Source organism: Nocardioides sp., assembly GCF_036401255.1.
Lineage (GTDB): Bacteria > Actinomycetota > Actinomycetes > Propionibacteriales > Nocardioidaceae > Nocardioides.
On sequence record NZ_DASWVI010000441.1, the window covers coordinates 1 to 2,539 of the forward strand.

Below are 2,539 nucleotides of genomic sequence, written 5' to 3' on the forward strand. Positions count from 1 at the left end.
CGACCTGCGGTCGAGCACGACGAGGCGCGAGACCGGGTGCTAGGTCGAGGAGCCGCGCGAGCGAGGAACGAGCTCGCGACCGGCGTCTCGAGACCCGGTGAGCCGAGCGTCGGCCTGAGTCGCACGTCCGCGGGTGGAACCTCCGGCCGGCGTGGGTCGCTCAGCGCCGCGCGAGGATCTTCGCCACCTCAGCAGCCCAGTACGTCAAGATCACGTCGGCACCGGCCCGGCGGATCGAGGTGAGGGTCTCGAGGATCGCGGGCTCGCGGTCGATCCAGCCGTTGGCGGCGGCGGCCTCGAGCATGGCGTACTCACCGGAGACGTTGTACGCCGCGACCGGCACGTCGACCGCGTCACGGACCCGGCGCAGCACGTCGAGGTAGGGCAGGGCCGGCTTGACCATCACCAGGTCCGCGCCCTCGGCGACGTCCAGGAGCGCCTCGCGGACGCCCTCGCGGGCGTTCGCGGAGTCCTGCTGGTAGGTGCGCCGGTCGCCCTGGAGCGAGGAGTCCACGGCCTCCCGGAACGGGCCGAAGAACGCGGAGGCGTACTTGGCGGAGTAGGCCAGGATCGAGACGTCGGTGTGGTCCGCGGCGTCGAGCGCCTGCCGGATCACCGCGACCTGGCCGTCCATCATCCCGCTGGGGCCGACCATGTCGACGCCGGCGTCGGCCTGGGCGAGCGCCATCTCGGCGTACAGGCGCAGCGTCCGGTCGTTGTCGACCTTGCCGTCCGGGGTCACCACGCCGCAGTGCCCGTGGTCGGTGAACTCGTCGAGGCACAGGTCGCTCATCACGGTGAGCGCGTCGCCGACCTCGGCGACGACGTCGGTGATCGCGAGGTTGAGGATCCCGGCCGGGTCGATCGCACCCGAACCGACCGCGTCCTTGGTCTCGGGGATGCCGAACAGCATCACCCCGCCCAGGCCCAGCTCGGCGGCCTCCGCGACCGCGCGCAGCAGCGAGGACCGGGTGTGCTGGACCACCCCGGGCATCGACCCGATCGGCCGCGGCTCGTCGATGCCCTCGCGCACGAACACCGGCAGCACCAGCTGGCGCGCCTCGAGCGTGGTCTCGGCGACCATCCGGCGCAGCGCCGCGGTGGTCCGCAGCCGGCGCGGCCGGATGATCGGACCGACCGCGGTCGACGGCGGCACCGGGGACTCAGGCATCGGCCCGGCTCATCGCGCCGTGGTCGTCTTGCGCCGCCCCGAGGGCTTGCGGTCCGACGGCTTGGTCACCGGCAGCCCGGCCTCCACCATCGCGATCCGCCGCGACGCCCCGAAGTCGGCGAGCGCGTCGACGAGCGCGTCCACGTCGGGCTTGGCGGCCAGGACGTCGACGCGCAGCCCGTGCTCCTCCGCGGTCTTCGCGGTGGCGGGGCCGATGACGGCGATGACCGTCGACGGGTGCGGCTTGCCGGCGATGCCGACCAGGTTGCGCACGGTCGAGGACGACGTGAACACGACCGCGTCGAACTTGCCGGTCTTGATCGCGTCGCGGGTCGGCGCCGGCGGCGGCGCCGCACGCACGGTGCGGTACGCCGTCACGTCGTCGCACTCCCAGCCCAGGTCGACGAGCCCGGCCACGAGGTTCTCGGTGGCGATGTCGGCGCGGGGCAGGAACACCCGGTTGATCGGGTCGAGCACCTCGTCGTACTCCGGCCAGTCCGCCAGCAGCCCGGCCGCGGACTGCTCACCGGACGGCACCAGGTCGGCACGCAGACCCCAGTCGGCGATCGCCTGGGCGGTCTTGTCGCCGACCGCGGCGATCTTGAGGCCCGAGAACGCCCGCGCGTCCAGGCCGTACTCCTCGAACTTCTCGCGGACGGCGCGCACCGCGTTGACCGAGGTGAACGCGATCCACTCGTAGCGTCCCTCGACCAGGCCGCGCACGGCCTTGTCCATCTGCAGCGGGTTGCGCGGCGGCTCGACCGAGATCGTCGGCACCTCGTCGGGCACCGCGCCGTAGCCGCGCAGCCGGGCCGAGAGCGACCCGGCCTGCTCCTTGGTGCGCGGCACGAGCACGCGCCAGCCGAATAGCGGCTTGGTCTCGAACCACGACAGCGTCTCGCGCAGGTCGACGACGTCGCCGACGATCGTGATGGCCGGCGGGGTCATCCGGGCGGCGCGCGCGTCGGCGGCGATCCGCTCGAGCGTGGAGGTGACGGTCGCCTGCTCGGTGGTGGTGCCCACGCGGGTCATCGCGACCGGGGTCTCCGGGGAGCGGCCGGCGGCCACCAGCGCCTTGCTGATGTCGCCGATCTGGCCGACCGCGGAGAGCAGCACGAGCGTGCGGGTCGAGGCGTACTGGCTCCAGTCGACGCGCTCGCCGCAGGTGACGACCGCGACCTCGCGGTTGTCCTTGGTGGTGAGCGGGATGCCGGCGTACGCCGGGACCGCACTGACCGAGGAGACCCCGGGGACGATCTCGAAGCCGATGCCCGCCTTGACGCACGCCTGCGCCTCCTCCGGCCCGGAGGCGTAGAGGAACGGGTCGCCGGCCATCAGCCGCACCACGCGCAGGCCGCGCTTGGCCTG

General features: G+C 73.2%; 2 protein-coding genes. Both read right to left on the reverse strand.

The features are described 5' to 3' along the window. Nucleotides 1-160 precede the first annotated feature (160 nt). On the reverse strand, nt 161-1,171 hold the full coding sequence (gene hemB, locus VGD85_RS20155) for a porphobilinogen synthase (protein WP_331065217.1): 1,011 nt from the start codon (nt 1,169-1,171) through the stop codon (nt 161-163). A 9-nt stretch (nt 1,172-1,180) separates the two neighbouring features. After that, on the reverse strand, nt 1,181-2,539 hold a 1,359-nt coding region (locus VGD85_RS20160; protein ID WP_331065218.1), incomplete at its 5' end, for a uroporphyrinogen-III synthase.